Origin of the sequence: uncultured Amnibacterium sp., from assembly GCF_964250715.1 — a bacterium.
Taxonomy (GTDB): domain Bacteria; phylum Actinomycetota; class Actinomycetes; order Actinomycetales; family Microbacteriaceae; genus Amnibacterium.
In genome coordinates this window covers 13,447-40,140 of the sequence record NZ_CAXUGX010000010.1, presented here as the reverse complement: position 1 = coordinate 40,140, position 26,694 = coordinate 13,447, and the positions used below count along the sequence as shown (strand labels likewise).

At 69.7% G+C, this 26,694-nt stretch carries 28 protein-coding genes and 2 tRNA genes; 15 read left to right on the top strand and 15 right to left on the bottom strand.

From position 1 onward, the window contains the following. The first annotated feature begins 14 nt into the window (after positions 1–14). Together cysS and rlmB are read left to right on the top strand one after the other, a co-directional pair. Positions 15–1,448 (top strand): cysteine--tRNA ligase, encoded by a 1,434-nt coding sequence (gene cysS / locus ACFE7H_RS10650; RefSeq protein WP_375401213.1) that lies wholly within the window; start codon positions 15–17, stop codon positions 1,446–1,448. Then, a complete protein-coding gene (gene rlmB, locus ACFE7H_RS10645) occupies positions 1,448–2,443 on the top strand; it encodes a 23S rRNA (guanosine(2251)-2'-O)-methyltransferase RlmB (protein ID WP_375401212.1) in 996 nt (331 codons plus the stop codon). Before cysS ends, rlmB begins: the two co-directional genes overlap by 1 nt. Positions 2,444–2,590: 147 nt before the next feature. Here the strand turns inward: rlmB and ACFE7H_RS10640 are convergent, their stop codons facing one another. Beyond that, on the bottom strand, positions 2,591–3,877 hold the full coding sequence (locus ACFE7H_RS10640; RefSeq protein WP_375401211.1) for a DUF4032 domain-containing protein: 1,287 nt from the start codon (positions 3,875–3,877) through the stop codon (positions 2,591–2,593). Positions 3,878–3,894: 17 nt separating this feature from the next. Further along, on the bottom strand, positions 3,895–4,992 hold the full coding sequence (locus ACFE7H_RS10635; protein ID WP_375401210.1) for an ABC transporter ATP-binding protein: 1,098 nt from the start codon (positions 4,990–4,992) through the stop codon (positions 3,895–3,897). 219 nt (positions 4,993–5,211) lie between these two features. Here ACFE7H_RS10635 and ACFE7H_RS10630 point away from each other — a divergent pair, with 219 nt between their 5' ends. Both ACFE7H_RS10630 and ACFE7H_RS10625 read left to right on the top strand, forming a co-directional pair. After that, on the top strand, positions 5,212–6,171 hold the full coding sequence (locus ACFE7H_RS10630; RefSeq protein ID WP_375401209.1) for a DsbA family protein: 960 nt from the start codon (positions 5,212–5,214) through the stop codon (positions 6,169–6,171). Between the two features lie 55 nt (positions 6,172–6,226). Beyond that, positions 6,227–6,299, top strand: a tRNA-Thr gene (locus ACFE7H_RS10625). A gap of 216 nt (positions 6,300–6,515) precedes the next feature. Here the strand turns inward: ACFE7H_RS10625 and msrB are convergent. Next, complete coding sequence (gene msrB, locus ACFE7H_RS10620; protein ID WP_375401307.1) at positions 6,516–6,923, bottom strand: peptide-methionine (R)-S-oxide reductase MsrB; 408 nt, start codon at positions 6,921–6,923, stop codon at positions 6,516–6,518. 124 nt (positions 6,924–7,047) lie between these two features. Here msrB and ACFE7H_RS10615 point away from each other — a divergent pair, with 124 nt between their 5' ends. The 4 genes from ACFE7H_RS10615 (at position 7,048) to groL (ending at position 10,198) form a co-directional block, all read left to right on the top strand. Continuing rightward, a complete protein-coding gene (locus ACFE7H_RS10615; RefSeq protein WP_375401208.1) occupies positions 7,048–7,356 on the top strand; it encodes a DUF3263 domain-containing protein in 309 nt (102 codons plus the stop codon). 48 nt (positions 7,357–7,404) lie between these two features. Beyond that, positions 7,405–7,938 (top strand): LytR C-terminal domain-containing protein, encoded by a 534-nt coding sequence (locus ACFE7H_RS10610; protein WP_375401207.1) that lies wholly within the window; start codon positions 7,405–7,407, stop codon positions 7,936–7,938. A gap of 195 nt (positions 7,939–8,133) precedes the next feature. Further along, positions 8,134–8,337 carry a cold-shock protein gene (locus ACFE7H_RS10605; RefSeq protein ID WP_375401206.1) on the top strand — a complete coding sequence of 68 codons (204 nt, stop codon included), beginning with the start codon at positions 8,134–8,136 and terminating at the stop codon, positions 8,335–8,337. A 238-nt stretch (positions 8,338–8,575) separates the two neighbouring features. Further along, positions 8,576–10,198: a chaperonin GroEL gene (groL, locus tag ACFE7H_RS10600; protein WP_375401205.1), complete on the top strand. Its 1,623-nt coding sequence runs from the start codon at positions 8,576–8,578 to the stop codon at positions 10,196–10,198. A gap of 103 nt (positions 10,199–10,301) precedes the next feature. On the opposite strand, the gene ACFE7H_RS10595 is transcribed toward groL, so the two are convergent. The 4 genes from ACFE7H_RS10595 to ACFE7H_RS10580 form a co-directional block, all read right to left on the bottom strand. After that, a complete protein-coding gene (locus ACFE7H_RS10595; protein WP_375401204.1) occupies positions 10,302–10,589 on the bottom strand; it encodes a WXG100 family type VII secretion target in 288 nt (95 codons plus the stop codon). 38 nt (positions 10,590–10,627) lie between these two features. Next, the gene (locus ACFE7H_RS10590) at positions 10,628–12,391 is read right to left on the bottom strand and encodes a sensor histidine kinase (protein WP_375401203.1); all 1,764 of its coding nucleotides are present in this window, start codon (positions 12,389–12,391) and stop codon (positions 10,628–10,630) included. A gap of 40 nt (positions 12,392–12,431) precedes the next feature. Beyond that, on the bottom strand, positions 12,432–13,124 hold the full coding sequence (locus ACFE7H_RS10585) for a response regulator transcription factor (RefSeq protein WP_375401202.1): 693 nt from the start codon (positions 13,122–13,124) through the stop codon (positions 12,432–12,434). Between the two features lie 182 nt (positions 13,125–13,306). Next, the gene (locus tag ACFE7H_RS10580) at positions 13,307–13,612 is read right to left on the bottom strand and encodes a hypothetical protein (RefSeq protein ID WP_375401201.1); all 306 of its coding nucleotides are present in this window, start codon (positions 13,610–13,612) and stop codon (positions 13,307–13,309) included. Between the two features lie 97 nt (positions 13,613–13,709). On the opposite strand from ACFE7H_RS10580, the gene ACFE7H_RS10575 reads away from it, so the two are divergent. Together ACFE7H_RS10575 and ACFE7H_RS10570 are read left to right on the top strand one after the other, a co-directional pair. Continuing rightward, on the top strand, positions 13,710–14,093 hold the full coding sequence (locus ACFE7H_RS10575; RefSeq protein WP_375401200.1) for a cold-shock protein: 384 nt from the start codon (positions 13,710–13,712) through the stop codon (positions 14,091–14,093). A gap of 4 nt (positions 14,094–14,097) precedes the next feature. Continuing rightward, positions 14,098–14,730 (top strand): DUF3027 domain-containing protein, encoded by a 633-nt coding sequence (locus tag ACFE7H_RS10570; RefSeq protein WP_375401199.1) that lies wholly within the window; start codon positions 14,098–14,100, stop codon positions 14,728–14,730. A gap of 44 nt (positions 14,731–14,774) precedes the next feature. Here the strand turns inward: ACFE7H_RS10570 and serC are convergent, their stop codons facing one another. After that, positions 14,775–15,920 (bottom strand): phosphoserine transaminase, encoded by a 1,146-nt coding sequence (gene serC / locus ACFE7H_RS10565; RefSeq protein WP_375401198.1) that lies wholly within the window; start codon positions 15,918–15,920, stop codon positions 14,775–14,777. Between the two features lie 161 nt (positions 15,921–16,081). On the opposite strand from serC, the gene ACFE7H_RS10560 reads away from it, so the two are divergent. The 5 genes from ACFE7H_RS10560 (at position 16,082) to ACFE7H_RS10540 (ending at position 19,920) form a co-directional block, all read left to right on the top strand. Next, on the top strand, positions 16,082–16,774 hold the full coding sequence (locus tag ACFE7H_RS10560) for a metal-dependent transcriptional regulator (protein ID WP_375401197.1): 693 nt from the start codon (positions 16,082–16,084) through the stop codon (positions 16,772–16,774). A gap of 565 nt (positions 16,775–17,339) precedes the next feature. Beyond that, positions 17,340–17,969: a C40 family peptidase gene (locus ACFE7H_RS10555; protein ID WP_375401306.1), complete on the top strand. Its 630-nt coding sequence runs from the start codon at positions 17,340–17,342 to the stop codon at positions 17,967–17,969. Positions 17,970–18,355: 386 nt separating this feature from the next. Further along, entirely contained in the window at positions 18,356–18,853 is a 498-nt protein-coding gene (locus tag ACFE7H_RS10550; RefSeq protein ID WP_375401196.1) for an HNH endonuclease, read from the top strand. Positions 18,854–18,869: 16 nt separating this feature from the next. Next, the gene (locus tag ACFE7H_RS10545) at positions 18,870–19,811 is read left to right on the top strand and encodes a nucleoside hydrolase (protein ID WP_375401195.1); all 942 of its coding nucleotides are present in this window, start codon (positions 18,870–18,872) and stop codon (positions 19,809–19,811) included. 37 nt (positions 19,812–19,848) lie between these two features. Continuing rightward, a tRNA-Arg gene (locus tag ACFE7H_RS10540) sits at positions 19,849–19,920 on the top strand. Between the two features lie 435 nt (positions 19,921–20,355). Here the strand turns inward: ACFE7H_RS10540 and ACFE7H_RS10535 are convergent. From ACFE7H_RS10535 to ACFE7H_RS10505, 7 genes are all read right to left on the bottom strand, one after another. Further along, positions 20,356–20,832, bottom strand: a complete 477-nt coding sequence (locus tag ACFE7H_RS10535) for a hypothetical protein (RefSeq protein WP_375401194.1) — start codon at positions 20,830–20,832, stop codon at positions 20,356–20,358. Positions 20,833–20,961: 129 nt separating this feature from the next. Beyond that, on the bottom strand, positions 20,962–21,570 hold the full coding sequence (locus ACFE7H_RS10530; protein WP_375401193.1) for an alkylhydroperoxidase domain protein: 609 nt from the start codon (positions 21,568–21,570) through the stop codon (positions 20,962–20,964). Beyond that, entirely contained in the window at positions 21,570–22,154 is a 585-nt protein-coding gene (locus ACFE7H_RS10525; protein ID WP_375401192.1) for a CMD domain protein, read from the bottom strand. The genes ACFE7H_RS10530 and ACFE7H_RS10525 overlap by 1 nt, the downstream gene beginning before the upstream one ends. Before the next feature lie 14 nt (positions 22,155–22,168). Further along, a complete protein-coding gene (locus tag ACFE7H_RS10520; protein WP_375401191.1) occupies positions 22,169–23,302 on the bottom strand; it encodes a putative FMN-dependent luciferase-like monooxygenase in 1,134 nt (377 codons plus the stop codon). After that, on the bottom strand, positions 23,299–24,027 hold the full coding sequence (locus tag ACFE7H_RS10515) for an ABC transporter ATP-binding protein (RefSeq protein ID WP_375401190.1): 729 nt from the start codon (positions 24,025–24,027) through the stop codon (positions 23,299–23,301). Before ACFE7H_RS10515 ends, ACFE7H_RS10520 begins: the two co-directional genes overlap by 4 nt. Further along, a complete protein-coding gene (locus tag ACFE7H_RS10510) occupies positions 24,024–24,881 on the bottom strand; it encodes an ABC transporter ATP-binding protein (protein WP_375401189.1) in 858 nt (285 codons plus the stop codon). The genes ACFE7H_RS10515 and ACFE7H_RS10510 overlap by 4 nt, the downstream gene beginning before the upstream one ends. Further along, positions 24,878–26,680, bottom strand: a complete 1,803-nt coding sequence (locus ACFE7H_RS10505; protein ID WP_375401188.1) for an ABC transporter permease — start codon at positions 26,678–26,680, stop codon at positions 24,878–24,880. Before ACFE7H_RS10505 ends, ACFE7H_RS10510 begins: the two co-directional genes overlap by 4 nt. Positions 26,681–26,694: the final 14 nt, after the last annotated feature.

Here is a 26,694-nt window from a genome sequence, read left to right as displayed (position 1 = left end):
GGCCACGATCTAGCATGGGGGCCGTGGTGCGGCTCTACGACTCCCGCACGCAGCAGATCCGTCCGCTCCAGCCGCTCGTTCCCGGCCGGATCGGCCTCTACGTCTGCGGGCCGACCGTGCAGTCGTCGCCGCACGTCGGCCACCTGCGGTCGGCGCTGTCGTACGACCTGCTGCGCCGCTGGCTGGTCCACCGCGGGTACGCCGTGACCATGGTGCGCAACGTGACGGACATCGACGACAAGGTGCTGTCGGGTGCGACGGAGGCGGAGCCGTGGTGGGCGCTCGCCCATCGCGTGGAGCTGGAGTTCCAGGACGCCTACCGGGCGATCGGCATCCAGCCGCCCACGGTCGAGCCGCGCGCGACCGGCAACGTCGATCGCATGCAGGCGCTGATCGCCGAGCTGATCGAGTCGGGCCACGCGTATGCGGCACCCGACGGCTCCGGCGACGTCTACTTCGACACGGGATCGTGGCCCTCGTACGGCGAGTTGACCCGGCAGCGGCGCGAGGACATGGTGGCCGCCGAGGACGCCGACCCGCGCGGCAAGCGCGACGGGCGCGACTTCGCGCTGTGGAAGGGCATCAAATCGGGGGAGCCGGAGTCGGCGGCGTGGCCGTCGCCCTGGGGTCTCGGGCGGCCGGGCTGGCACATCGAGTGCTCCGCCATGGCCGAGCGGTACCTCGGTGCCACCTTCGACATCCACGGCGGCGGTCTGGACCTGCGCTTTCCGCACCACGAGAACGAGCTCGCCCAGTCGTCGGCGGTGGGCCGACCCTTCGCGCGCCACTGGGTGCACAACGGTCTGGTGACGGTCGACGGTCAGAAGATGTCCAAGTCGCTCGGCAACTCGGTGTTCGCCGCCGACCTGACCGCATCGGCGCGGCCCGCCGCGGTGCGGTACGCGCTGACCGCGGCGCACTACCGCTCGTCGCTGGATCTGCAGTCCGGCAGTCTGGGCGAAGCCGAGGAGGCGCTCGGCCGCATCGAGCGCTTCCGGGCTCGCGCGACGCAGGCGGTCGGCACGGCCGGGCCGCAGGTGCTGCCGGCCGCGTTCGAGGCGGCGATGGACGACGACCTGGCGGTCCCGGTCGCGCTCGCAGTACTGCATGAGACCGTCCGCGCCGGCAACGCCGCCATCGACTCGGCGGATGCCGAGGTCGTCCGCCGGGCGCTCGGCGCGACGGCGGCGATGATCGGTGTACTCGGACTGGACTTCGGCGATCCGGCCGGGGCCGAGTCTGCACGCGCTCAGTCTGCCTACTCGGACACGGGACGCCAGAAGGCGCTGGAGACGCTGGTCGGTGGGCTGGTCGAGCAGCGCGCTGCGGCTCGCGCGAGCCGGGACTGGGCCGGGGCCGATCGCATCCGCGATCTGCTCGCCGACGCCGGTGTGCAGGTGGAGGACACCGCCGGGCCTACCCGGTGGAGCATCGTCGGGAGCGAATGATGGCGGGAACGAACGGACGACCGGGGCGAGCCGGCGGAGCGAAGCGCACCGGCTCGGGGGTCGGCACCGGCGGCCACGGCCGCAAGGCGCTCGAGGGCAAGGGGCCCACGCCCCGCGCGGAGGACCGGGAGTACCACCCGGCCTTCAAGCGCAAGCAGGCCGCCGAACGATTGGCCGCCAAGCGGGGCCAACCGGCGGGGCGGCAGGGCAGCGGCTCCGGCGGCGGCAGCCGGCGCCGCACCGCCGGCGACGAGCAGGTGACCGGACGCAACGCGGTACTGGAGGCATTGCGCGCCCGCATCCCGGCGACGACGCTGCACATCGCGACGCGCATCGAAGTGGACGACCGGGTGCGCGAGATCCTGTCGATCGCGAACCGGCGCGAGATCCCGGTGCTCGAGGTGATGCGTCCGGAGCTCGATCGCCTCACCGGTGGTGATCCGCTGCACCAGGGCCTGGCGCTCGGTGTGCGCGAGTACGAGTACGCCCATCCGCTCGACCTGCTGCAGCGCGCGGCGGGCACGGGCGTCCCGCCGCTCGTGGTGGCGCTCGACGGCGTGACCGATCCGCGCAATCTGGGTGCCGTGATCCGGTCCGCCGCCGCGTTCGGCGCGCACGGCGTGCTGCTGCCGCAGCGGCGGTCCGCCGGGGTCACGGCCACGGTGTGGCGATCCTCCGCGGGCGCGATCGCCCGGCTGCCGGTCGCGATGGCCTCGAACCTGGCGCAGACGATCACGGCCTACAAGCAGCAGGGCGTGTTCGTGATCGGCCTGGATGGAGGCGGAGCCGTCGCGCTCCCGGCGCTGGAGCTGGCCGACCGACCGTTGCTCGTCGTCGCGGGCAGCGAGGGCTCCGGCCTCTCGCGGCTGGTCACCACCCTGTGCGACGCGATCGTCTCGATCCCGATCACATCGTCGACGGAATCCCTGAACGCCTCGGTCGCCACCAGCATTGCGCTCTACCAGATAGCGACGAGCCGCTCCGCCGCCGAATAGCGCCAACGAGACAACCACTCGACCCGTCGACGCACACCGTGATGTCACTCCGCCGGCCGACCCTGTGAACGGGAGCCGTGGCCGCCGAGTCGGTCGCATCGGACTGCCCACGACCCGCGCCGCAGTAGCGGCGGCGCGGCGATGCACTCAGACGGTGCTTCGCCAGTCCTCCGGCCCGCTGGAGATGCGGACGGGGAGGGTGATCGCCTCGGTGAGGGGCGCGTCGATGACGGTCGCTTCGTCGCGACGGTGCCGCAGGATCTCGTCGACGTATGCGGTGACCGCTTCGGCGAGTGGGATGTCGCGGTTCTCGCGCTGCGACATGAACCAGCGGTGTTCGAGCAGCTGGTGGAAGATCTCGGCGGGTTCGAGCTTGCCGCGTAGGTCGCGGGGGATCGAGCGGATGACGGGTTCGAAGATGCTGGCGGTCCATTGGTGCGCGGCCGCTTCCTCGCCGATCTCCTTCTTGCCGAAGGTGGTGGACCAGGAGTCGAGGTCGTTCAGCAGGCGGCGGGCCTGGTTCTCTTCGGCGTCGAGGCCGGTGAGGCGCAGCAGGCGTCGGCTGTGATGGCCGGAGTCGACGACCTTGGGCTGGATCACGACGGTGCTCCCGGCCTCGTCGGTGCGGATGGACAGTTCTTCGATGTCGAAACCGAGTGCGTTCAACCGGTCGACGCGCTCGTTGATACGCCAGCGTTCGCTGCTCGAGAAGCTCTCACGGCCCATCAGCTCGTTCCACAGCATGTGGTACTGCGCGACGATGCGTTCGCTCTGGCCGACGGGATCGACGTCATCGTCGACGTGACCGCCGGCGGCCAGATCCATCAGTTCGCCGGCGATGTTCACACGAGCGATCTCCAGGTCGTTCTCGCGCTGTCCTCGGGAGAGCCCTCCAGTGTAGAGCTTGCCGGTTTCGGCGTCGACGAGGTAGGCGGCGAACGCACCGGCATCACGCCGGAAGAGGGTGTTGGACAGGGAGACGTCGCCCCAGAAGAAGCCGGTGATGTGCAGCTGCACGAGCAGCAGAGCGAGTGCATCCGCGAGCCGCGTGGCAGTGTCGGGCCGCAGCGTCTGGGAGAAGAGGGCCCGGTAGGGCAGCGAGAACCGCAGGTGCCGGGTGACGAGCACCGGTGCCAGTTCGTCGCCGTCGTCCGTCGCCCGGCCGGCGATGACCGCGACCGGCTCGACGCACGGCACTTCGAGGCGCTGCAGGGTGCGCAGCATGTCGTACTCGCGGGTCGCGAGCTCGTTCGTGGTCTCCTTGACCGCGATCACGTAGCCGGAGAGGTTGGCGAACCGCACCACATGGCGCGAGAGGCCCTTGGGCAGCGCGGCGATGGCGTCGGCCGGCCACGCTTCCAGCGGAAGCGTCCACGGCAGATCCAGCAGGGCTGGATCCACCGTGGATGCTGTGATGGCGAGCGAACCGCTCACCGAATCCGCCGGCTGGATCAGATGGACACCGCCGCCGAGAGGCGAGCACCGGACTCGACGTCGAACACGTGCAGGTGGCCCTGCTGCGGCGTGAGGTACACCGTGTCGCCGGCATCCGGGTGGATGCGTCCGTCGACGCGGGCGACGATGTCGGTACGTCGGCCGTGCACGTCGGAGTGCCCGTACAGATAGCCGTCCGCGCCGAGCTCCTCGATCAGGTCGACCTCGACCGGCAGGCCCTCGGTGTGCGCGGTGGACACGTCGAGGTCCTCGGGACGCACCCCGACCGTGACCTGCTTGCCGGTGCTGTTCGCCATCACGTCGCGGGAGAGCGAGATGGTCGCGCCCCCGAACTTGACGCCCTGGTCCGTCAGGTCGGCGGGGAACAGGTTCATGGCCGGGCTGCCGATGAAGCCGGCGACGAACACGTTCTGCGGGCGCTCGTACAGCTCGCGGGGGCTGCCCACCTGTTGCAGCAGCCCGTCCTTCAGCACGGCGATGCGGTCGCCCATCGTCAGCGCCTCCGTCTGGTCATGGGTGACGTAGACGGTGGTGACGCCGAGCCGACGCTGGAGCGAGGCGATCTGCGTGCGGGTCTGCACGCGCAGCTTCGCGTCGAGATTGGACAGCGGCTCGTCCATCAGGAACACCTGGGGGGAGCGGACGATGGCGCGGCCCATGGCGACGCGCTGCCGCTGACCACCGGAGAGCGCCTTCGGCTTGCGGGCCAGGTACGGCTCCAGGTCGAGCAGCTTCGCCGCCTCGAGCACGCGATTCGCGCGCTCGTCCTTATTGATCCCGGCGATCTTGAGCGCGAAGCCCATGTTCTCGGCGACGGTCATGTGCGGGTACAGCGCATAGTTCTGGAACACCATCGCGATGTCCCGGTCCTTCGGAGGCATGTCGGTGACGTCACGGTCGCCGATGCGGATGTGCCCGTCGTTGACTTCTTCGAGGCCCGCCAGCATGCGCAGCGACGTGGACTTGCCGCAGCCCGACGGCCCGACGAGCACCAGGAACTCGCCGTCCGCGATGTCCAGGTCGAGCCGGTCGACCGCGGCGCGGGTGCCGCCCGGATACAGCCGGGTCGCCTGGTCGAAAGTGACGGTTGCCATTGTGTTCTCCCTCACCGGCAGGGACGTGCCGGACGATCCAAGTGATGGAATGGCCCGCTGCGGGGTCATGCCGGTCGACGTCGATCGGCCCCCCGAGTATCTCATGCGGATCATCTCGGGGGAACGGCCGGTGTCTCGCGGGGTGGCTGCGGAGGCGGGATAGGGCCGACGGCTACGATTCCACCCGCCTGCCGCCCGGCGGGCAGCGGAAGAGGTGTCATGACGCAGGCCGGACCGAACGGCCGCGGACCGTCGAAGAACGAGCGACGCGACGCGGCACGCGAGAAGGCGCGCCAGCAGCGCGAGCAGCAGCGCAGGCGGGATCGGCGCCGGCGCGTGATCCTGCAGGCCTCGATCGGCCTCGTCATCGTCGCCGTCGTGGTGATCGTCGCGGTCGTCCTGGTCAATTCGGCGCGTCCGCCCGGGCCGGGTCCCAAGAACATGGCGGACGGCGGGATTGTCATCGGCGAGGGGCTGCGGGCGCAGACCAGTGCGGGGGCTGCCGCCGACACGACGCCCACCCAGCGCCCCGTCCAGAAGGGTGTCATCGCGATCCGGGCGTACGAGGACTTCCAGTGCCCCAACTGCAAGGACTTCGAAGAGACGAACGCCGCGTACATCAAGTCGCTGGTGCAGGCCGGCACGGCGACGCTGCAGATCTATCCCGTCGCCATCCTCGACCGCGCGTCGAGCACCAACTACTCGACGCGGTCGGCGAACGCCGCGGACTGCGTCGCGAACTTCTCCCCGAACCAGTTCTACGAGTTCCACCGGCTGCTCTACGCCAATCAGCCGGCGGAGGAGGGCGCCGGCCTGACCGACGCGCAACTGACCGGGTATGCCAAGCAGGCCAAGGTGAGCAACCTCGCCCAGATCACATCCTGTATCAGTCAGCAGACGTACAAGACCTTCGTCGGAGCGGTGACCGACCGCTTCAGCCAGCCCGACCTGCCGCTGTCGGACGTCAAGGGACGCAGCAACGCCTCCCAGACCAACTACATCGGTACCCCGACCGTGCTGATCAACGGCACCTGGTACAAGGGCTCGATCACCGACGCGGCGGCGTTCAAGGCCGCGGTGCTCAAGTCTCAGGCCTTCACCCCGACCCCGACCCCCACGCCGAGTGCGACACCCTCCCTCGACAGCGAGTCCCCGAGCCCGTCGACGACGAAGAAGTGACGAGGAAGTAGCGTCGCCGGCTTCGTAGACTGCAACCGGCGGTTTCGACCACCACGCCGACTTGGCGCAACTGGTAGCGCACCTAACTTGTAATTAGGGGGTTAAGGGTTCGAGTCCCTTAGTCGGCTCCGCCTCCCGCAGTACTCGAGCAGCCTGTCCGATCGGCGCATAACCTGCGCCGATCGGGTTCAAGTCCCGCAGTCGGCTCGGGCTTATTGCTGCGCCGCCGCAACGGCGGCGCAGGTCGTGGGCAGTCCGCTGCGGCGGGACACCCGCCTTCGCTCCCGTTCCCGAGGTCGGCGGTCGGCGGTCGTAGCTGACAGGGTGGGGATGGCGCCCTCCAGTCAGCTGGCGGGCTGCTGCTCGAACTTCAGGGAGACCGAGTTCATGCAGAAGCGGTCGCCCGTGGGGGTCTGCGGGGCGTCGTCGAACAGGTGGCCGAGGTGCGAGCCGCAGCTGGCGCACAGCACCTCGGTGCGGGTCATGCCCCAGGCGCGATCCGACTTCAACTCCACCGCCTCCGGCGAGACCGGCTCGAAGAAGCTGGGCCACCCCGACCCCGAATCGAACTTGGAGGTCGATTTGAACAGGGGCGAGTCGCACGCGCGGCAGCGGAACAGGCCGTCGCGGTGCTCATCCAGCAGGGCGCCGCTCCACGGACGCTCGGTCGCGGCCTCGCGCAGCACCTTGTACTCGTTGGGGTCCAGTGCGGAGCGCCACTCCGTGTCGCTCTTCGTGATGTCGTACGGCATGGGGTCCTCCATCTCGCGGATGGGATTCGGTGGCGCCGACCGGGTTCGTGCTCGGCGGCCTGTCGCATCCCGTTCACTGTGTTCAGCGCTTTTAGGATGGCGCCTATTCCGGCAAGGGGGATCAATGGAGAGCGAAGTCGATGCCGATGCGGCTCCCGAGCGTTCGAACAACGTGCGGCGCGAACTGACCTCGCGCGAAACCGCCATGCTGGCCTTCGAGCGTGCCTGGTGGCGTCGAGGCGGGGTCAAGGAGGAGGCGATCCGCGAGGAATTCGGTATTTCCGCCGCCCGGTACTACCAGCTGCTCGGCGCCCTCATCGATTCACCCGTGGCGTTGATCGAGGACCCGATGCTCGTCAAGCGCCTACAGCGCCTGCGCGACGCCCGAGCGGTCCGCCGGGCCGACCTGCTCCGGGTCCGCCGGTCCAGTTGATCGCTCTCCCGCTGGAGACGATCCCGGTGGGACACGCCTGAAAGAACCATGCCCGACTTCCCCCGAGATAGATTCGACGAGCTTCCAGCCGATCTGACCCGAATCGGCGCGCACCGCGCACCCGCCAGACGCGGGCGGGTGTTCGTGGCGTTCGCCTGGGCGGCGCTCGCCACCGGCGTGCTGGTCGGTGCGGGCGTCGTCGGCCTGCGCGTCATCGACTCCCGGAACGCCGGAGGCACCGGCCCCACGCAGAACACGAGCAGCGCGCCGTCCGTCGTCGCGACCGTCGATCCGAAGGAGCCGGTCGTGCTGCTGAACGCAACGACCACCAACGGGCTCGCAGCCACTGCCGCGGCCGCAGCGAAGGCGGACTCCTGGACCGTGCAATCCACCGCCAACGCCAGCTCCACCGCCGTGAAGACCACCGTCGTGTACTACGCCCGAGCCGGGCAGGCCGGGGCGGCGAAAGGCCTCGCGAAGAGCCTCGGCATCACCCGCACCCAGCAGTCCTCGCAGTTCGCCGCCGGCGGGACCGACCGGCTGACCGTGGTCCTCGGCGCCGACTACGCCAAGGCCCACTGACCGCCCACTCGCAGCCTCCGGGTGCCTCGCAGCGCCCCGCGTGTTACGCCCTCGTTTAATCTGTGTTGAGAACCGGTGCAGACCGCCGATTCCACGCCCGCGCAGCCGGTCCGCGGCCGCCCGCCTCATTAGTGTGAGGCCGAGCCGGGCCGACCTTCCCGCCGGCTGTCGGCATGCGGAGGAGCGGCTGAGACCATGGCCAGCGGAACAGTCAAGTGGTTCAACGCGGAGAAGGGCTACGGCTTCATCACCGTCGACGGCGGCGGGCAGGACGTGTTCGTCCACTACAGCGCCATCGACATGGCGGGCTACAAGGTGCTGACCGAGGGGCAGCAGGTGGTCTTCGAAGTCGGTTCCGGATCCAAGGGCCCGCAGGCCGAGGGCGTGCGCCTGGCCTGAGGCCGCTGGTTCGCGGGAGTCGCCGGCGACCTGTCGCGACCCGACGCCCGGGAAACATGGCCGACGCGAGGCCGACACCCGCTGAAGCGCGCTCCGAGCGTTCGTGTGCGGTTGCACTCGGCAGGGACGACTGCCAAGATGGATTAGCACTCGACTCTGCTGAGTGCCAAGGCGCCGCGGGTACTTGCCGGCGGGCGCCGATCCACCCGTCACCGTCCAGGAGGGACGTTCACCACCTATGGCAAAGATCATTGCCTTCGACGAAGAGGCCCGTCGCGGTCTCGAACGCGGCTTGAACCAGCTCGCCGACGCCGTGCGCGTCACACTCGGCCCGCGCGGCCGCAACGTCGTGCTGGAGAAGAAGTGGGGCGCCCCCACGATCACGAACGACGGCGTTTCCATCGCCAAGGAGATCGAGCTCGACGACCCGTACGAGAAGATCGGCGCGGAGCTCGTCAAAGAGGTCGCCAAGAAGACCGACGACGTGGCCGGCGACGGCACCACGACCTCGGTCGTGCTGGCCCAGGCGCTGGTCCGCGAGGGCCTGCGCAACGTGGCGGCCGGTGCCGACCCGATCAGCCTGAAGCGCGGCATCGACAAGGCCGTCGCGGCCGTGTCCGCCGAGCTCATCCGCAGCGCCAAGGAGGTCGAGACCAAGGAGGAGATCGCCGCCACCGCGTCCATCTCCGCCGGAGACACCCAGATCGGCGAGATCATCGCCGAGGCGATCGACAAGGTCGGCAAGGAGGGTGTCGTCACCGTCGAGGAGTCGAACACCTTCGGCACCGAACTCGAGCTCACCGAGGGCATGCGCTTCGACAAGGGCTACCTGTCGCAGTACTTCGTCACCGACCCCGACCGTCAAGAGGCGGTGTTCGAGGACCCGTACATCCTGATCGTCAACAGCAAGGTCTCGAACATCAAGGACCTGCTGCCGATCGTGGACAAGGTGATCCAGAGCGGCAAGCAGCTGCTGATCATCGCCGAGGACGTGGACGGCGAGGCCCTCGCGACCCTGATCGTCAACAAGATCCGCGGCATCTTCAAGTCCGTCGCCGTCAAGGCCCCGGGCTTCGGCGACCGCCGCAAGGCGCAGCTGCAGGACATCGCGATCCTCACGGGCGGCCAGGTGATCTCCGAGGAGGTCGGGCTCAAGCTCGAGAACGTGACGCTCGACCTGCTGGGCAGCGCCCGCAAGGTGGTCATCACCAAGGACGAGACCACGATCGTCGAAGGCGCCGGCGACGCCGAGCTGATCGCCGGTCGGGTGCAGCAGATCCGCAACGAGATCGAGAACACCGACTCGGATTACGACCGCGAGAAGCTGCAGGAGCGTCTCGCCAAGCTGGCCGGCGGCGTTGCAGTCATCAAGGCGGGCGCGGCGACCGAGGTGGAGCTCAAGGAGCGCAAGCACCGCATCGAGGACGCCGTTCGCAACGCGAAGGCGGCCGTCGAGGAGGGCATCGTCGCCGGTGGCGGCGTCGCGCTGATCCAGGCCGGCAAGGTGGCGTTCGAGTCGCTCGAGTTGATCGGCGATGAGGCGACCGGGGCGAACATCGTCAAGGTGGCCATCGAGGCGCCGCTCAAGCAGATCGCGCTGAACGCGGGTCTCGAGCCCGGTGTCGTGGCGGAGAAGGTGCGCGGCCTGCCGGTCGGGCACGGCCTCAACGCCGCCACCGGCGAGTACGTCGACATGTTGGCCGCGGGCATCAACGACCCGGTCAAGGTGACCCGGTCCGCGCTGCTGAATGCCGCATCCATCGCCGGCCTGTTCCTGACGACCGAAGCGGTCGTCGCGGACAAGCCCGAGAAGACCCCGGCCGCGGCCGGCGGCGACCCCTCGGGCGGCATGGACTTCTGATCCAGCACGGATCGCTGATTCAGCACTGAACGGCAGAGGCCGGGCACTCCACGCGAGTGCCCGGCCTCTGCTGTCTCTGTCGGCCTCGCGCCGCTCGCGGCGGTCACTGGAACAGCCGCGTGTTCGCCAGTTCGATCTCGGCGTACTGCTGGGAGGCGGTGCGCAGGGCGCGATCGATGCCGGCGAGGGCCTGCTCGAGTCCGGCCTGGGCCGTGCGCCACTGCGACACCACCCCTTGGAACGCGATGGCGGCCTGGCCGCTCCAGCTGCCCTGCAGCGCTTCCAGTTGCGCGTGCAGGCTGCCGGCCTCGGTCTGCAGTCGGGCGACCGTGGCCGAGATGGCAGCGGCGGCGCTCACGACCGCCTCGCTGTCGACGGTGTAGCGGGTCATCTGTCTGGTCCTTCCCCGTGGTGGTGGAAGGCCCGACGTTAGGAGCGCGCTGCAGCCAGGGGCGGATCGGCGGCGATCCCGGTCGAATCCTCGTCGGAGCGGTCGTTGTTGAGGAGCGGAAGCGTGATGCGGAACGTCGCACCGCCGCCCGCTGTGGTTGTGATGCCGATCGTGCCCTGGTGGGCGGCCACGATCGCGGCGACGATCGCGAGCCCCAAGCCGCTGCCGCCGGTGTCGCGGGTGCGAGACGAGTCCGCGCGCCAGAACCGCTGGAATATCTTGTCCCGCACCTGCGGCGGAATCCCCTCACCGTGATCGATGACCTCGACGACGGCCTGGTTACGGCTGGCGCTGGCATAGACGGCGATCTCGATCGGCGACTGCTCCGGCGTGAACCGGATGGCGTTGCCGATCAGGTTGGTCAGCACCTGCCGGAGCTTGTCCTCCTCGGCGAGCACCAGAGGGAGCGGTTCGCCCGCGGCGCGCTGCGGCAGTTCGGCCTCGACCGAGTCGGGCTCGCGATCGCGCCGTCTGGAGCGCAGCAGCCTGCCGGCGGCCGACCGGACCGGGCCGCTACCGCCGGCCGTCGCATCGGAGGGGTCGGCTCCGTCGTCGAGCCGCTCGGGGGCGTCGGCCGCGGCAGCGGCCGCCGCGGCGCGAGTGGCGGCCGTGTTGCGCCGGAACAGCCGGGCCGCCGTCGACAGCGCCGCGGAGTCCGTCTCCGCTGCGGGCGGCAGCACGGGGATGGTGCTTGTCGGCGTGCTCGCGTCCCGGCCCACCACGCGGATCATCCGCTTCGGCGCCAGCGCGCGCGCATCCAGGGCGGCGTCGTGCGCCAGAGGAAGCAGCTCCACCGGCTTCTGCGCAAGCGGCCGGGTCTCGTCCAAGCGGGCGAGCGCGAGCAGGTCGGAGACGAGTGCACCGAGCCGGATCGCCTCCCGCTCGATGCGGTCCATCGCCCGGGCCACGTCCTCGTCGCTCTGCAGCGCGCCCATCCGGTACAGCTCGGCGTAGCCGCGGACCGACACGAGGGGTGTGCGCAGTTCGTGACTGGCGTCGCCGACGAACCGTCGCATCTGATCGATGGTGCGGGCTCGGTCGGCCAGTGCGCGGTCGATCCGGTTCAGCATCTGGTTGAGTGAGCGGTTCAGCCGGCCGACTTCGGTGTTCGGCGTCGCGTTGCCGAGCCGCTGACCGAAGTCGCCGTCCGCGATCGCCGCGGCGGTTCGCTCCACCTGTCGCAACGGTCCGAACGTGGAAGTGACGAGCAGCCGCGTCAGTGCGGCGCTCAGGATCACCACGATGAGGCCGAACAGGAAGAAGATCGTGAATAGCCGTGCGATCAGCTGGTTCGTGCTGTCGAGCGAGCGACCGACCACGATGGTGCCATTCGCCACGGGCTTGAAGATCACGCGGTAGGCGGCGGCGCCGTCCTGGTCGCGCACCGTGACGGGGGCGGTCTGGTGCGCCCGGATGAACTGCGCGGATATCCGCCCGAGCACCGGGGGATCGGCCTGCCACACGGAGTTGGGAGTGCCGGTCAGCGTGCCGTTCGGCGTCAATTGTGCGTAGGCGTAGTCGGTGAGCTGCGAGCCGAGATCGTCCGGCGCGGTCTGCACGGTGATCCGATCCGCGACTCGGTCGATGCTCTGATCGAGGTCGCTGATCAGGTAGCCGCGCAGCAGCAGCATCGTGCCGAGGCCGCTGACGACGAGACCGGTGGTCAGCAGCAGCACTGTGACCGCGGTGATCTTGGTGCGGAGCGAGACCCCGTTCCACCACTCGACCAACGATGCGTGCATGGGCGACCTCAGAACGTGCGGCGGGTCGGCGACCGACCGGTCAGACCTTGGCCGCCTTCAGCATGTATCCGAAGCCGCGCTTGGTCTGGATGATCGGCTCCGCGCTGTGCGCGTCGAGCTTGCGCCGCAGATACGAGATGTACGACTCCACGATGCCGGCGTCGCCGTTGAAGTCGTACTCCCACACGTGGTCGAGGATCTGCGCCTTGGACAGCACCCGGTTCGGGTTCAGCATCAGGTAGCGCAGCAGCTTGAACTCGGTCGGCGACAGTTCGATGGACTCGGCGCCGACCGTCACCTCGTGCGTGTCCTGGTCCATGGTCAGCTCGCCGGCGCGGATGACGGCGTCCTCCTCGGCGTGCATCGTGCGGCGCAGGATCGCCTTGATGCGCGCGACGATCTCGTCGAGGCTGAACGGCTTGGTGACGTAGTCGTCACCGCCGACGGTGAGTCCCGTGATCTTGTCCTCGGTGTCGTCCTTGGCGGTGAGGAACAGGATGGGGGAGGTGTAGCCGGATGAGCGCAGGCGTTTGGTGACCCCGAATCCGTTCATGTCGGGCAGCATCACGTCGAGGATGATCAGGTCCGGCTCTTCTTCGAGCACTGCGGAGATGGCTTGCGCGCCGTTGCTGACCGCGCGGACGGCGAATCCCGCGAATCGCAGACTGGTGGTGAGCAGGTCGCGGATGTTGGGCTCGTCGTCGACGATGAGGATGCGCGGTTGGTCGGCCATTTGGACAGTATTTGCGTAGAGGCTGTACGAAGTCTGAGTGTTGATCGAGTGTGGAGGCGGCGTGTCGCGCTGGCCACGACGCCCGGAGCGTGGGGGTGCTCGACTCCTCGGAGGCGCTGCGGAGAGCCCTGTAGGCAGCGCCGTATAGGACTGTAGGCAGCGCCCTATAGGAGAGGAACGCGCTAGCGGGCGGCCCGGGAGCGCTGCACGACGGAGACGACGATCAGCGCGATCGCGAGCAGCAGACCGATCGCCAGGCCGGGCGTCGGGAAGACCGCGGCGAACTGCAGGATCCCGTGGCCGAACGCCTGCTGCGGCACTCCCGCTGCGCGGCAGATGAACAGCGCCGCGATCGCGATCACCGTCAGTCCGATGACCGCGGTCGCCATCGCGGCCAGCGTCCGCTGCAGGCGTGCCAGCCCCGCGGAGGGCGAGTGCTGGCCGTTCGCGGGCAGGCCCGGACCGGGTGAGCGCGAACCGGCAGGCATTGCGTCAGGCTACCGTCCGCCCCGGGTGGCGGCGGGCCGCCACTACACTCGTGGACGCGCTTTCGCGCATTCCGCATGTGTTGACGAGGTCCATTCGATGCCCACCGGCAAGGTCAAGTTCTACGACGACGCGAAAGGCTTCGGCTTCATCAGCGGAGACGACGGGCAGGAGGTCTTCCTGCACGCCTCGGCGCTGCCCTCCGGTACGACGTCGGTGAAGGCGGGGACCAAGCTGGAGTTCGGGGTGGTGGCAGGCAAGCGCGGCACGCAGGCGCTGTCCGTGCGGGTCCTGGAGGCGCCGCCCAGCCTGGCGAAGATGGGTCGAAAGCCAGCCGACGACATGGCGATCATCGTGGAGGACCTGGTCAAGCTGCTCGACAGCGTCGGCGGCAGCTTGCGCCGGGGCCGGTACCCCGACTCGGAGCACGGGCGCAAGATCGCCAGTGTGCTGCGCCGCGTCGCGGACGACCTGGAGGCCTGACCCGGTGGCCGAAACCGTGACGGCGCAGGACACCGCTCCTTCGATGCCGGTCGACACAGCGCTGGATAGCACTGCACCCGTTGACACTGCACCCGTCGACACGGCGGCGCTGCGCGACCTGGCGTTCGATGCTCTGCGTGACGTGGCCCCCGACGGCACGGTCGGCGAGCTGGTCGCGATCACCGGCGACGGCGAGGTGCGCGAGGTGACCTTCGCCAGCCTGCTGCCCGGGTATCGGGCCTGGAAGTGGACCGTCGAGGTCGCCGTGCTGCCGCAGCTGCAGCCGTCGGTGCTGGAGGTCGCACTGCTGCCCGGGGAGGGGGCGCTCATCGCTCCGCCGTGGGTGCCGTGGGCCGATCGGCTGGCCGACTATCGGCGCCTGCATCCGGAGGATGCGCACGACGACGCTGCCAACGACCCGGACGACGAGAACGTCGACGACGAGGACATCCTCGATGACGACGACGCGATGGACGACGACGCCATCGATGATGACGACGAGGTGGACGCGGTCGACGACCACCTGGATACAGACCTCGAGATTGCGGACCCGGACGAGTTCGACATCGTCGACCCGGAGGACGACGACGAGCCTGACGACGGCGTCCCCGAGCCGGACGACGCTACCCGGGCGTGAAGTAGCCCGCCCCGGGCGAGTCCCACCTCAGGGCCGAGCCCGCCTCAGCGCCTGGCCGTCGCGCCCGTGTCGGCCTGAACGTCGGCGTGCTCGATGACATGGTCGATGCTGGCGAGCAGGGCGCGGACGTCGTCGGGTTCGACCGAGACGAACGTGCCGATGCGCAGCTGGTTGCGGCCCAGCTTGCGGTACGGCTCCACATCGACGATGTCGTTGCGCCGCAGAACCGTCGCGATGGCGGCCGCGTCCACGTCGTCGTCGAAGTCGACGGTGACGACCACCGGGGAGCGATCCTCGGGCCGCTGCACGAACGGGGTCGTGTGCGCGCCCCGCTCGGCCCAGTCGTAGACCAGCCCAGACGACTCTGCCGTCCGGGCCGTGGCCCACGGCAGGCCGCCCTGGCCGTTGATCCAGCGCAACTGTTCGTCGAGCAGTACCAGTGTGGTGATCGCCGGCGTGTTCAGGGTCTGGTCCAGGCGCGAGTTCGCCACCGCCTGCGACAGGCTGAGGAACTCCGGAATGTACCGGCCGGAAGCGGCGATGCGCTCCGTGCGCTGCAGGGCGGCCGGGGACAGCAGGGCCAGCCAGAGGCCGCCGTCCGAGCCGAGGTTCTTCTGCGGAGCGAAGTAGTACACGTCCGTCTGCGCCGCGTCGACCGGCACGCCGCCGGCGGCGCTCGTAGCGTCGACCAGCATCAGGGCGCCGTCGTGCGCCAGTCGGCGCACGGGAGCGACCACGCCTGTGGAGGTCTCGTTGTGCGGCCAGGCGTACGCGTCGATGTCGGACTCGACCGCGGACTCCGCACGGCTGCCGGCCGGCGCGGTGATCACGGTGGGTGCCTGCAGCCAGGGGGCCGCTGCCGCCTTGGCGAACTTCGCCCCGAATTCGCCGTGGCTGAGGTGCTGGCTGCGACGCTCGATCAGCGAGAACGCCGCAACGTCCCAGAACGCGGTCGATCCGCCGTTGCCGAGCACGACCTCGTACCCGTCGGGCGCGCCGAGCAGGGCGGCGATGCCCTCGCGGACGCTGTGGACGAGCGACTTGACCGGCGCCTGCCGGTGAGAGGTGCCGATGATCGTGCGACCGGCTCGCTCGAGCGCCGCGAGCTGCTCCGGCCTGACCCGCGCCGGGCCGGACCCGAAGCGCCCGTCCGCAGGCAGCAGGGAATCCGGGATGCGCAGCTCGTTCACGTCGGCCAAGCATACGAGGGCTCGGGGCTCGGGGCTCGGGGCTCGGGGACCGGGGACCGGGCGCCCGTTTGTGCGGGGTGTGCCTCCGCCGTCCGTCCGGGTCGGTCCCTATGCGCGGATAGGATCCGATCCGTACCTGGACGCGGGAAGGAGCCGGTGCCGTGACGGACCTCGTCGACACGACCGAGATGTACCTGCGCACCATCCTCGATCTGGAGGAGGAGGACATCGTCCCCCTGCGTGCCCGCATCTCGGAGCGGCTCGGCCACTCCGGTCCCACGGTGTCGCAGACGATCGCACGCATGGAGCGCGCAGGCCTCGTGGTGCTCTCGGGCGACCGGCACCTGGAGCTGACCGAGCAGGGGCGGTCCAAGGCCGTGCATGTGATGCGCAAGCACCGGCTGGCGGAGCGGCTGCTGAGCGACGTGATCGGCCTGGACTGGGAGTACGTGCACGAGGAGGCATGCCGCTGGGAGCACGTGATGAGCGAGCACGTGGAGCGCCGGCTGGTCGCGATCCTCGGCAACCCAACCGAATCGCCCTACGGCAATCCCATCCCCAGCCTTGATGCGCCGGTCGTCTCGCCGTCCGCGGCGTTCCTGCACGGCGTCGTCTCTCTGGTGCCCCATGTGCGCGCGAACCCCGGACGCAGTTCCGTGGTCATCCGGCGGCTGGGGGAGCCGGCCCAGTTCGACCCCGAGCTGCTCGGGCAACTGAAGGAGACCGGCGTCCTGCCGGGTGCCAAGGCCACCGTGGAGGCGCGGGGCGGCGGTGTCCGCATCGACGTGGACGGCTTCGAGGACGTGCTCGACCTGCCGGCCGACGTGGCCGCGCACGTGTTCGTCGCGGTCTGAGAGACCCGCTTCTCGGGATCCGCGGACGGTGGGTGCCCCCCACGATCGGCTTCCCTCGACGGCGGGTCCGAGCGCCGGTGGCCGGGCTGCGCCACGCCGCGCGTCGCTTCTGGCAAACGAGTTCTCGGCCCCTAGCCTGAACCGGTCCCGCCGTCCGTCGACATCGAGGTGGGACAGGAGTGCACGTCCGAGCGGCGCGCTGCATCGGAAGCCCGTGGGGGGCGAAGGAGGCCAGAACCGCGTGATCGATCCTGTTCCCGGTGCGCCGACGGTGACCTATCCGACCAGGCGCGACCTGCGCGACGCCCGGAACGGCCTCCGCCCCGATGCTCGCGCCGCCAAGCCGGCACCCAAGCCGTCCCCGGTCCCGCTGGCGGTTGCGCCCGAAGCGCCGAGCCGACCGCGCGCCACGATGCGCGCCGCAGCCTCACCCGTGCGGCCTGCACCCGCGCGCCCGGCATCCGCACAGTCGGCGCCCGCAAGGCCGGCTCGGGCGGTGCCCGCGCCACGGCGTTCTGCGCCACGCGGCCGCTCCACCTCGCGGACGGTGCTGTCGGTCGTGGTGATGACCTTCGCCGCCGCGCTGGTCGCGACGATCGCCCTGCCCTCCTACGCCTTCGACCCCAAGTCCGCCGCCACGGTGAGCGCCGGCGGTGCCCGCAGTGACGTGCTCGGCCACTCCCAGAACCTGGCCGTCGACGAGGGTGTGCAGGAGCAGCACGCGGCAGCCGATTCGTTGAGCGCCACCCTGCCGGCGGTTCTGAAACGGCAGGCGTACGCGCAGAAGTTCAGCGCCTACACCGGCCCGTCGGCGGCGGATTACGCGAAGAACCCTGCGCATCCGTCGTTCAGCCTGGACGCGGTGTACAACACCGCGCTGCAGTATCGCGGGGTTCCCTATGTCTTCGGCGGGGCGAACCCGAGCGGCTTCGACTGCTCCGGGTTCACCATGTTCGTGTATGCCCAGTACGGCATATCGCTGGCGCACTCCGTGCACATGCAGGATGCGGTCGGCACGCCGATCTCGCCGGCGGATGCGCAACCGGGCGACCTCGTGATCTTCAACGACGAGTCGCACGAGGGCTTCTACGCCGGCGACGGCAACATCCTGCACGCGCCGAACACCGGTGGCCGGGTGCGGGTGCAGCCGCTGTGGAGCACGGCGGTGCATTTCGTCCGCCTCGGATTGAAGTAGCGCACTCCTCCATCAGCTGACCGGCGGCCGCCCGCACGACACCCATCGACGCGGCGACTGCGTGCACGACACCTGCCCGCACGGATGGTCCTCGGCGGTACCGGGGTGGACGGTCGGCTGGGTTAGCCTGAAGCCGACCACGGCCTTGAGGTGCTGGTGCACCTCCCGAAGGAGCCCACCATGACGCATGCGGCGCCGCACCGGCAGCCGGGCGGTCGTGGGTGCGTCGCGGAGGGGATACGTCCGCTGCAGCTCGATCCCGTCAGGGTGCCGTCCGTCGGGCGGCACCCTTTCTTGTCCCCGGCCGGCACCATCGTTCCGACGGCTGCGCTCGCCCCCGAGGGCGACATCCTGCGCCGGGTCCGGACCGCTCGAAGGGGGACGTGATGCGCACGCTCGTGCTGAACGCCGGGTACGAACCGCTTGCCGTCATCTCGTTCAAGCGGGCGATCGTGCTCGTGCTGAACGGCAAGGCGACCGTGGTGTCGGCCGACGCCGACAATCCCGTCTTCGGCTCCTCCGGGGCCTGGGACCGCCCCTCCGTCATCCTGCTGACGCGCTACGTGCGCATGCCGGGTTCGCGGCGCGTGCCGGTGACCCGGCGCGGGGTGCTGCGCCGGGACGATTTCCGCTGCTGCTACTGCGCGCACGGCGCGACCACGATCGATCACGTGCTGCCGCGCTCCCGCGGCGGGGCGGACAGCTGGGAGAACCTGGTGGCCTGCTGCCTGGCCTGCAACAACACGAAGGGCGACCGCACGCCGGGCGAGATGGGCTGGTCGATGCGGGTGACGCCTCGCGTGCCGCACGGCACGACCTGGCTGGTGCGCGGCGTGGAGCGCCCGCAGCCGGACTGGCGCGATTACCTCGCGCCCGCGGCGTGATCCGTCGCGGTCCGTCGTGATCCCGGTCTTCCTCGACTGCGACACCGGCATCGACGATGCCCTGACCATCGCGTACCTGCTGGCGAGGCCGGAGGTCGACCTGGTGGGGGTGGGCTCGGTGATGGGCAATGTGAGCGCCGAGCTGGGTGCGCGCAACACCCTCGACCTGCTCTCGCTCGCCGGTCGGGCGGACGTGCCGGTCGCCGTCGGTACCGCCGATCCGCTGGTGGGGCGGTTCGACGGCGGGTCACCGGAGGTCCACGGGGAGAACGGCATCGGCGGCGTGCGGCTGCCCCGGGCCGAGAGCGAGCCGACCGGCGAGACGGCTGCGGCGATGCTCTCCCGGCTGGCGCGGACGCACGAAGGCCTCCGCGTGCTGGCGGTCGGCCCGCTGACGAATCTGGCGCTGGCGCTGCAGGCCGATCCCGAACTGCCGTCGCTGGTGCACGACGTGACGATCATGGGCGGGGCGGCGATGGTCCCCGGCAACCTGTCGCCGGCGGCGGAGGCGAACATCGGGCACGATCCGGAGGCCGCGGCCGCCGTCTTCGAGGCACCATGGCGCGTCACCGTGGTGGGTCTGGATGTGACGATGGGCTGCGTGTTCGAGGAGCGGCATCGCAGCGCGCTCGCCGAGGCGGCCGGTGCGGTGCCGCGGGCGCTTACGGCGATGCTCGCCACCTATTTCGCCTACTACCGGCCCGTGTTCGGCAGGGCCTCTTGCGCGCTGCACGATCCCCTCGCGGCGGCGATCGGCATCGGAGCGCTCGCGACGCCGCTGGCGCCGACGGTTCCGATCGTGATCGACGCGACGGACGGCCCGAACCGCGGCCGCACCACCGCCGACCTGCGCGGCCGCTTCGCGGGCTACCCGCCGATCGATGGCGCCCGCCACCGCGTGGTGCTGCAGGTGGCGGAGGGCTTCCCCGACGATCTGCTGGCGGCTCTGCTCACCTGAGCCGAGCGGGCCTTCTCTCGTACACTTTCGGGACCAGGCCTCTGTAGCTCAATGGAAGAGCAGTTCCGTCCTAAGGAAAGGGTTGGGGGTTCGAGTCCCTCCAGGGGCACTGCGCTCCGAGCCGTCCGAAGGCGGGTCGGGGCGCAGTTCGTCTGGAGGATCGAGAACGTCTTCGTGGGGTGGGCCCCGCTGGCCGGTTCCGGCGTGCCGCGGAGCGGCGTGACGGCCGTGCCGGTGGGATCGAGTCCCTCCAGGGGCACTGCGCTCTGAGCCGTCCGAAGGCGGGTCGGGGCGCAGTTCGTCTGGAGGATCGAGAACGTCTTCGTGGGGTGGGCCCCGCTGGCCGGTTCCGGCGTGCCGCGGAGCGGCGTGACGGCCGTGCCGGTGGGATCGAGTCCCTCCAGGGGCACTGACCGCCTGCGCCGGGGTCTCGTCAGCAGGACCAGGTCCCGAGGGCAGGTCCCTGGTCGACCAGCAGCCTGCTGTCGGGACCCTGTCCTGCTCACGTGCTCGGCCGCTCGGGCGGGGGAGGAGCAGCAGAGCCTCAGCTCTCGCAGCGTTCGGGGTGGCGGGCGGCCCGGCGCAGGTCGCGGACGGCGATGATCATCGCCGACGGGATCGCGATCAGGTCGCCTTGACGCAGGTCTGCGGGCAGGAAGACGGTGCGTTGCGGCTCCGAGGCGGGCCGGAGGTGGGTGGACACCGCGTGGGCGGTGGAGACCCGGCCGATCATCCGGGCCTCCTGCCACGTCGCGTCGCAGTGGGCGAGTTCGGCATCGACCCAGACGTCGACGCGGCCCTCGGCGTCGATTTCGACGGTTTCGACTCGTGTCACGATCACGCAGCCCGTGTCGGTCGTGTGCACGCAGGGGGTGCCGCACCAGTCCACCAGGCAGTCGAGCGAGACGCCGGCGACCACGACGTCGTCGATGCTCGTCACGGTGTGGGCGGGCCACTTCCGGGTGTCGAGCGGGTCGGCGATCGAACGGCGAAGGGACGGGATGAGCTGGGTCAAGGTCACCCATCCGGTACTACCCGCCGCTGCAGAAGAAGCGGACGATCCTGACGGTCCCCTCACGCCCGCCACCGGAATCCTCACGACGATCACTCGCGCCACCGGCCGCGGAAGGTGCGCCCGTGCGCGGCCGGCTCAGGAGGCTGCGGGCGGGGTCGGCTCGCCGAGCGACAGCATCAGCCGGTTGGCCCAGTTGAAGAACGCCGCCCCGTGGATGGCGTCCGCGATCGCGAGGTCGTCGAGCCCCGCCTCTCGCAACTGCCGCACCTGCTCGGCGCCGAACTCGCTCGGCGTCCTGGTGAGCGCCACCGATGCGTCGATCACCGCTCGCCACCGCGGATCCTGCTGCACCGCGGAGGTGCCGTCGTCCAGCAGGCGCTGCACGTCGTCGCGGCGCTTGGAGTAGTGACTGGCGAAGCGGGAGTGCACCGAGGCGCAGAAGATGCAGCCGTTCGTGCGCGACGCGCTCGCCGCGGAGAGTTCCCGCTCGGCCCGGGGCAGACCGCCCTTCTCGTTGTAGAAGATGTCGTTGTCCGTGCGGGTCCGGGCGCCGAGGATCTCGGGGTCGCGCACGAGCAGCCTGAAGTACGGGCTATTCGCCCTGCCCTTATCGACCAGGCCGGCGTAGTGCCGCTCGGTGAGTTCGTCGATCGGCAGCGGCGCCAGCCATGCCTCCCAGCCGATCTCGGCCTGGGTGAAGGCGTTGGGGGACTCGAATGTGTGACGGGTGACCTGGTCGGACATCACAGTTCTCCTTTCAGGACGGTCAGCCCCGCGACCACGCGCAGCTGGAAGTGCAGGAACGCCACCAGCTGCGAGAGCGTGACGATGCCGGTGGTGGACCAGCCGGCGTCGAGCAGTGCCTGCAGCGCATCCGCGGAGGAGTCCCGCGGCCGGTAGGTGAGCAGGTGGGTGTGCGCGAGGGCGGCGGCGAGCTTGACGCCCACGACCGCGCTGAGCTCTGCCGGCGGCGCCCACTGGAGTCCGGGCGCGTTCTCCGCCGTCAACGGGCCTTCCGGATAGTCGCCGTACGGGCCGCTGGTGACCGCCCGGGGGAGTTCGAAGTCCAGTGCCGAGAGCGTCTCGGCCGACTCGGCCGCGAGCAGATCGCGGTAGAACGACGCGGTCGGGCTCTGTGCGAGCGCGACCGCCCAGTAGGCGACGGCGAGCCGCTCGAGGCGGCCGGCGTGCTGCAGATCGTCGGAGGCGAACAGCGCGTCGTAGCTCGCCTGTGCGTTCCTCTTCGCTTCCGGGCGCTGTGTGCGCAGGTCGAAGAGGGCGTCCCCTTCGCGAGCGCCGACCAACTGGTCGATCACATCGGTGGCCATCGGGTTCCTTTCTTTCAGTGGAGCGCAGCCAGTCGGGCTGATGCCGGTGGTGCGGATGCCGGTCGGCCGGAGGCCGGTGGTGCGGAGTCGGTCCTTCGGGACCAGCCGAGCGCCGGAGCCACCTGCGTGGCGACGAGTTCGAGCGACCGCAGCGCGACCTCGTGCGGCGGATCGAACGGATGCGGCTGGAACACGATGTCGGTCGCGCGCGGCAGGATCGGATCCTCGGCCAACGTCGCCAGCACCTGATCCGGCGTGCCCACGTGCAGGTCCAGGAATGCGGCCAACTCGCTGTCGGCGCGGTCCGGCACCGTCACGCCCTGTGCCGCGAGCATCTGCCGGGCGCGCTCGATGCCTCTGTCCCGTAAGTGTCGTGCCTGCTCGTCGGTGTCGACCACCAGCACCGACCGTGATGCCATCACCCGCGGCGCGACACCGGCGGGCAGGGCCGCGGCATGGGCGTCCACGATCGCCACCTGGTCGTCTGCGGAGCCACGGCCGGTGTACTCGTGCCGCGGCTGGGTGCGCGAGAGCATCAGCCCGTGCCCCTCGCGGCCGATTCGCGCGCCGCCCTCGGCGGAGAACGTCGCCTCCCAGAGGCTGTCGACCAGGTCCGGGGCGGGCGGGTAGAGCGCTCCTCCGTCGGAGGTGAGCACATCGCCCCGCAATGCCCGTAGCACCGTCTCCTTCTGGGCGGCGTAGACGGCGGACCGATCGCGTGCGTCCTGGCCGAAGGGCGGGAACGAGCTCGCGGTACCACCGGAGCCGATGCCCAGCTCGAACCGGCCGTCGGCGAGCAGCCACAGCACGGCGGCATCCTCCGCGACCCGCAGCGGGGCTTCGAGCGGAAGGGTGATGATGCCGGTGACGAACGTGATGCGCGATGTCGTCGCAGCCGCCTGCGCAAGGAAGACGAACGGAGCGGGAAGGCCTCCCTCGTCACGGTGGAAGTGGTGCTGAGCCACCCAGGCGGTGTCGAAACCGAGCTCCTCGGCACGGATGAACTGCGCGAGCGCGTTGCGGTAGCGCTCCCGTGGAGCCGTGTCGTCGAGCAGCCGGGTGAAATAGCCGAGCCGTGGGGCGGTCGTGCGCTGCTCTGGAATGCGCTGCTCTGGAATGCGCTGCTCTGTGATGCGCTGACCGGTCATGTCGGTGTCGCCTTTCCGAGGTACGCCTCTTGGATCTGTGGGTCGTCGAGCAGCTCGCGGGAGGTCCCCTGCAGCACGATCGCTCCGGTCGTGAGCACATAGCCGCGAGCGGCGATGGAGAGGGCGAGTTCCGCCTGCTGCTCGACGAGCAGCACGGCCACCCCGAGTTCCCGGTTGATGCGCACGATCTCGTCGAGCACCTGATCGACCAGTTTCGGGGAGAGCCCCATGGTGGGCTCGTCCATGCAGATGAGTTTCGGACGGCTCATCAGCGCGCGGGCGAACGCCAGCATCTGCTGTTCGCCGCCCGAGAGCGTGCCGGCCTCCTGACGCCGCCGCTCGGCGAGCCGCGGGAAGCGATCGCGCATGCGCTCGAGGTCGTCTGCAATGCCCGCCTTGTCGCTGCGGATGTACGCCCCGGCGAGCAGGTTCTCGTCCACGGTCATCTGGGGGAAGACGCGGCGGGCCTCCGGGACGGAGGCGATGCCCGCCTTGATCCGATTCCCGGTGGAGGCGCCGGTGACGTCCTTCCCGGCGAACCGGACGGTGCCGGACGTCACTTTGATCAGCCCGAGAATGGTCTTCATCGTCGTCGACTTGCCGCTGGCGTTGCCGCCCAGCAGGGAGACGATCTCGCCCTCCTGAACGATGAGGGTGTTGCCGCGCAGTGCGTGGAACGGGCCGTAATGGACGTGGACATCATCGAGTGCGAGCAGTTCGGTCATGCGGACACCGCCCCGTGCTGTCCCCGACGACGGCCGAGGTACGCCTCGATCACGGCGGGGTCGCGGCGGATCTGCTCCGGCCGCCCCTCCGCGATGATCTTGCCGCCGTCCATGACGATGATCCGGTCCGAGACGGACATCACCAGGTCCAGCTTGTGCTCCACCAGAAGGATGGCCTGCCCCTCGGCCTTGAGGTCGAGCAGCTGTGCGAGCACCTCGGCCGTCTCGGACTGGTTCATCCCTGCGGTGGGCTCGTCGAGAACCAGCAACTTGGGTGCCAGCGCCAGTGCCCTGGCGATCTCGGTGCGTCGGCGGTTGGCGTAGCTGAGCGAGTACGCCGGATCGTCGCGACGGGGTCCGAGACGTGCCTCGAACCGATTGATCTCCGAGGAGACGGTGGCGTCGATCTGCGTGCGCTCCCGGCGGGCGGCCGGCGTGCCGACGATCGCGATGAACAGCTCCCCGAGCAACGGGATCCAGCGCAGCAGGAACACGTGCGGCACCCGGCTGAACGGCCGGTTCGCACGCAGGGTGGAGTGGATGCCCACCTCGATGTTGTCCGCCACCGACAGGGTCGCGAAGACGCGACCGTTCTGGAAGGTGCGCGCGATGCCGTACTCGGCGATGCGCGCCGTGTCCGCCCGATCGATGCGCGTGCCGTCCAGCACGATCGAGCCGCCGTTCGCCCGGATGGTGCCGGTGACCAGGTTGAGGGTCGTGGTCTTGCCCGACCCGTTCGGCCCGATGATCGACACCACTTCTCGCGGAGCCACGGTGAACGAGATGCCGTCCACCGCCTTCAGGCCCTCGAAGTGGCGCTCGAGGTTCACGACCGTGAGCAGATCGTCGCTCACGTGTTCCTCACCAGGATCCCGCCAGGACGGAACCGCACCACGAGGATCAGCACCAGCCCGTAGACGATGATCCGAAGTTCGGGAGTGAACCTGAGCAGCTCCATGGCGCCGATGAGGATGATCGACCCGACGACGGCGCCGTACGGCAGGCCGACTCCGCCCATGATGACGATGGTGACCACGAGCAACGACATCAGCAGGGTGAAGATCGTCGGGTCGATGTAGGTGTACTGGTGCGCGAGCAGTGAGCCTCCGACGCCGGCGAAGAACGCCGAGACGGCGAAGGCCAGGGCTTTGTAGTCGCGAACGCGGACGCCCGACGCCAGGGCGGCGACCTCGTCGGAGCCGACCGATGAGATGACCTTGCCCAGGTGCGAACGACGGATGCGCCACATCACGAGCAGGGTGATGACGAGCACTCCGAAGTCGATGGAGTAGTACGCCGTCGGCGTCGACAGCGCCGTGCCACCGATCTGCGGGACGGGGATGCCGTAGATGCCTTGCGGCTGGACCAACTGGATGATCGCGACGATCACGGTGCCGATGCCCAGGGTGGCGATGGAGACGTAGTGCCCTTTCACGCCCCAGATCGGCGAGGAGAGGATCGAGGCGATGATCGCGCCCGCGAGCCCGGCGACCGGCAGTGCGAGCCAGAACGAGAAGTGCAGCTGCAGGGTCAGCAGGGCGGAGGTGTAGGCGCCGATGGCGATCGGGCCGGCCTGACCGAGCGCGAGCACCCCCGCCTGGCCTGCCGTGATCGTGAACCCGGCGGCGATGATCGAGTAGATCAGCACCTGGGTCCCGGTCGTGAGCACGTAGTCATCCGCCACCAGGGGGATGACGATGCCGCCCACGACGAAGGCGGCCGGCCAGACCCAGCGGGGGATCCGCAGCGGCCGGCCCTTGCCGAGGAAGGTGCCCGTCAGCGGTTCGCTGGAGATCAGCGGCACTCGGCCGAGCAGCCCGCCCGGCCGGACGATCAGGACGACGATCAGGACGACGAAGATGATGATCTGGCGGGCCGTGTCGCCGAAGAAATGGATGCCGAACGCCTCCAGGATGCCGAGGACGAAGCCGCCGACGACCGCCCCGACCAGGGAGCCGAGCCCGCCCAGGGTGGCCGCGACGAAGGCGGTGAGGCCGATGTTGAGACCCGAGGTCGGGTTCGCGATTCCGACGTAGAGGGCGATGAACACGCCCGCGAGTCCGCCGAGCGCGGAGGCGATCACGAATGAGACGTGCTGCACCAGCGCCACCGGGATGCCCATCTGCAGCGCGGCCTCCTGATCCTGCGCGGTCGCGCGGATCGCCCGGCCGATCTTGCCGTACTTGAGGAACAGCGACATGACGACCATCACGACGGCGGTGGTACCCAGCATCACGACGTCCGACGTGCCGAACCGCATGGTGCCGATGTGCAGGTTCGACGTGGGCAGCACCTGAGGGAACACCCGGAACTGCGCGGTGAACGCGATCTGCGAGACGTTGTCGAGGATCTGCGACACCGCGTAGGTGGACAGCATGGCCGCAAGAGGCAGGAACTTCGCCAACGGCCGGACCACGGAGATGTTGATGATCAGGCCCAGGGCCGCGCAGATGATGAGGACCAGGGGCAGCGCCAGCCAGAACGGCAGGCCGACCTGTGCGACGAAGAACCACGCCAGCATGGAGCCGAGTCCGAAGAACGAGAACTGGGCGAAGTTGACGACGTTCATGACGCCGAAGACGAGGGAGATGCCGACCGCTCCGAGGGCGTAGACGTTCCCTCGGAGCAGGCCGGCGATCAGGGTGTCGAGCATGATGCGCGGCTGCG

Coding starts and splice junctions, on each gene's coding strand:
- cysS (WP_375401213.1), top strand. CDS start 15: ATGGGGGCCGTGGTGCGGCTCTACGACTCCCGCACGCAGCAGATCCGT.
- rlmB (WP_375401212.1), top strand. CDS start 1,448: ATGGCGGGAACGAACGGACGACCGGGGCGAGCCGGCGGAGCGAAGCGC.
- ACFE7H_RS10635 (WP_375401210.1), bottom strand. CDS start 4,992: ATGGCAACCGTCACTTTCGACCAGGCGACCCGGCTGTATCCGGGCGGC.
- ACFE7H_RS10630 (WP_375401209.1), top strand. CDS start 5,212: ATGACGCAGGCCGGACCGAACGGCCGCGGACCGTCGAAGAACGAGCGA.
- msrB (WP_375401307.1), bottom strand. CDS start 6,923: ATGCCGTACGACATCACGAAGAGCGACACGGAGTGGCGCTCCGCACTG.
- ACFE7H_RS10615 (WP_375401208.1), top strand. CDS start 7,048: ATGGAGAGCGAAGTCGATGCCGATGCGGCTCCCGAGCGTTCGAACAAC.
- ACFE7H_RS10610 (WP_375401207.1), top strand. CDS start 7,405: ATGCCCGACTTCCCCCGAGATAGATTCGACGAGCTTCCAGCCGATCTG.
- ACFE7H_RS10605 (WP_375401206.1), top strand. CDS start 8,134: ATGGCCAGCGGAACAGTCAAGTGGTTCAACGCGGAGAAGGGCTACGGC.
- groL (WP_375401205.1), top strand. CDS start 8,576: ATGGCAAAGATCATTGCCTTCGACGAAGAGGCCCGTCGCGGTCTCGAA.
- ACFE7H_RS10595 (WP_375401204.1), bottom strand. CDS start 10,589: ATGACCCGCTACACCGTCGACAGCGAGGCGGTCGTGAGCGCCGCCGCT.
- ACFE7H_RS10590 (WP_375401203.1), bottom strand. CDS start 12,391: ATGCACGCATCGTTGGTCGAGTGGTGGAACGGGGTCTCGCTCCGCACC.
- ACFE7H_RS10585 (WP_375401202.1), bottom strand. CDS start 13,124: ATGGCCGACCAACCGCGCATCCTCATCGTCGACGACGAGCCCAACATC.
- ACFE7H_RS10580 (WP_375401201.1), bottom strand. CDS start 13,612: ATGCCTGCCGGTTCGCGCTCACCCGGTCCGGGCCTGCCCGCGAACGGC.
- ACFE7H_RS10575 (WP_375401200.1), top strand. CDS start 13,710: ATGCCCACCGGCAAGGTCAAGTTCTACGACGACGCGAAAGGCTTCGGC.
- ACFE7H_RS10555 (WP_375401306.1), top strand. CDS start 17,340: ATGACCTTCGCCGCCGCGCTGGTCGCGACGATCGCCCTGCCCTCCTAC.
- ACFE7H_RS10550 (WP_375401196.1), top strand. CDS start 18,356: ATGCGCACGCTCGTGCTGAACGCCGGGTACGAACCGCTTGCCGTCATC.
- ACFE7H_RS10530 (WP_375401193.1), bottom strand. CDS start 21,570: ATGTCCGACCAGGTCACCCGTCACACATTCGAGTCCCCCAACGCCTTC.
- ACFE7H_RS10525 (WP_375401192.1), bottom strand. CDS start 22,154: ATGGCCACCGATGTGATCGACCAGTTGGTCGGCGCTCGCGAAGGGGAC.
- ACFE7H_RS10520 (WP_375401191.1), bottom strand. CDS start 23,302: ATGACCGGTCAGCGCATCACAGAGCAGCGCATTCCAGAGCAGCGCATT.
- ACFE7H_RS10515 (WP_375401190.1), bottom strand. CDS start 24,027: ATGACCGAACTGCTCGCACTCGATGATGTCCACGTCCATTACGGCCCG.
- ACFE7H_RS10505 (WP_375401188.1), bottom strand. CDS start 26,680: ATGCTCGACACCCTGATCGCCGGCCTGCTCCGAGGGAACGTCTACGCC.